Annotated in this window: 1 protein-coding gene and 1 pseudogene; one reads left to right on the plus strand and one right to left on the minus strand. The window is 61.7% G+C overall.

Features of this window, described 5'->3' with window-relative positions; genetic code table 11:
- Positions 1-3 precede the first annotated feature (3 nt).
- On the plus strand, positions 4-1,992 hold the full coding sequence (locus M5B96_RS32230) for a sigma-54 interaction domain-containing protein (protein WP_248801187.1): 1,989 nt from the start codon (positions 4-6) through the stop codon (positions 1,990-1,992).
- A 34-nt stretch (positions 1,993-2,026) separates the two neighbouring features.
- Here M5B96_RS32230 and M5B96_RS32235 read toward each other — a convergent pair.
- A pseudogene (locus tag M5B96_RS32235) lies at positions 2,027-2,150 on the minus strand (LacI family transcriptional regulator); the annotation flags it as partial.

A 2,150-nucleotide genomic window follows, 5' to 3' on the forward strand; every position in this document is an offset into this window, starting at 1 on the left:
CCAATGGCCTTCAGCGTGCAAGACCTCGATTACATCACCGCGCTCGGTCCTGCGTCGTTGAGTGAAGGACCGATCGCTGCGTTGGAGCAGGCCTGGCAGGCGTGTTTGAAGGGGCGCATTGATCGACCCGCCGAGGTTCGGCAGGTGATCTGGGATTCGTGGCTGCGCAGCGTCGGTGCCGGCCTCGATCCTGAAGATGGCGAGTATCGCTTTGTCACCCCCGCCGATCTGGCCGCAACGCTGGCGGCCAATCGGGTGTTGATCATCGCGGCAGCGGAAGTTATGCGTGGATTGCTGGCATACAACCCCAGGGGCCATATCAACCTGACCGATGCCGAGGGCACGACGCTGTATTTCTGCGGCCTCGATCTCACGCCAGTGGGTAGTCGCTTGCTGGAGTCAGTGCAGGGCACCAATTGCACGGGGCTGGCGATTGCCGAAGACCGATTGGTCTATGTGTTGGCCGAGGAAAATTTCGGGCTTGGCCTGCGCCGGCGGCGCATGCACTGCGCCGCCGCGCCGATCCGAGATGCCCAGGGCCGCACGTTGGGCATGTTGACCCTGACCGCCGAGCCCGGCTGGTTCCACTTCCACACTTTGGGCACCGTGCAGGCCGCGGCTGAAGCGGTGTCGCGACAGATGGCCTTGCAGACCCTGCTGGACGAACAGCAAGCCGTCCTTGAAGTGCTCAACGAAGGGCTGGTGGTGCTCGATGAGCGTGGCTGCATCAAGGCGCTCAATCGTTATGCCCGGCAACTCTTTCGCGTCGGCCGGGACCTCCTGGGCAGCCCGTTCGAGCGCCTGGGGCAGAGCGAGCTGACTGCCGAAATGTTGCTGCGCAGTGGCGAGGGGCTGCGGGATCTGGACTGCACCTTCGAGTTGCCTGACCGCAGCCACCTGGCGTGCCTGGTATCGGTGTGCTCACTGGAACAGGGTGGGCGGATTGTTTCGTTACGGGAGAACCGACGTATCCGGGAAATTACCCGGCGGATCATCGGCACTCAGGCCAGCTACACCTTTGAAACCATTCAGGGCGGTTCGCGAGCGATTCAGGACGCCTTGCACCTGGGGCGGATCGCCAGTCGCAGTGACTCGACCACGCTGATCTTAGGTGAAAGCGGCACTGGTAAGGAGCTGTTCGCCCAGGCGATCCATAACGCCAGTGACCGTTGCAGTGGTCCGTTTGTGGCGGTCAATTGCGGGGCGATTCCGCGAGACCTGGTGCAGAGCGAACTGTTCGGGCATGTAGAGGGTGCTTTCACCGGATCGGCCCGTGGCGGCTCGGCCGGGAAGTTCGAATTGGCCGATGGCGGAACGATCTTTCTCGACGAAATCGGTGACATGTCCTTCGATGCCCAGGTCAGCCTGCTGCGGGTCTTGCAGGAAGGCGAGGTGACGCGGGTGGGCGCAAAAAAATCCCGGCAGGTGAATGTGCGCATCATCGCCGCCACCCACCGCAACCTGAGTCAGGCGGTGGCCGATGGCGCGTTCCGCGAGGATCTTTACTATCGGCTCAACGTACTGAACTTGACGGTTCCGCCGCTAAGAATGCGCCGGGAGGATGTGCCGTTATTGGCGCGACATTTTCTCAGCCGTTGCGCCCGGTCGTTGCGTAAGTCGGTGCAAGGCTTCTCGCCAGAGGCGTTGGATATCCTGTCGGCTTACCATTGGCCAGGTAATGTTCGTGAGCTGGAAAATACCATTGAGCGCGCGACCAATCTGTCGGTGACCGAACTGATCCAGCCCGGAGATCTACCGCTCGAAATCAGGCAGGGAGTGCGGCCTGCGGCGCGGGGAGGCGTGCCTGAACCCCGGGCGGCCCTGGACCTCGGTACCCATGAAATGAACGTGATCATCGCGGCCCTCGAGGATTCCCGCGGCAACATCCGCCTGGCCGCCAGACAGCTGAATGTTTCTCGTGGTGGGCTGTACAACAAGATGAATCGGTATGGGCTGAGTGCTGATACTTTTCGGTCGGGGCCGGACTTCTGACGGGCTGACTGGACCTGGCTTCCTCGCCACAGGTTCAGCTTCGAGCGTTCTCTGAGGTCAGGATTTGCAGTGGAATGTGGATTCGATGTCGCACCGGATCGAAGTCGGGCGTGGTTTGCAGTTCAATCAGCAGGTCGATCAGCGCGGTTGCCAGCAAT

The sequence above is a fragment of the Pseudomonas sp. MWU13-2105 genome, from assembly GCF_023242315.1.
Taxonomy (GTDB): domain Bacteria; phylum Pseudomonadota; class Gammaproteobacteria; order Pseudomonadales; family Pseudomonadaceae; genus Aquipseudomonas.

Excerpts from the sequence above, each read along its gene's own strand:
- M5B96_RS32230 (WP_248801187.1), top strand. The coding sequence starts at position 4 with ATGGCCTTCAGCGTGCAAGACCTCGATTACATCACCGCGCTCGGTCCT.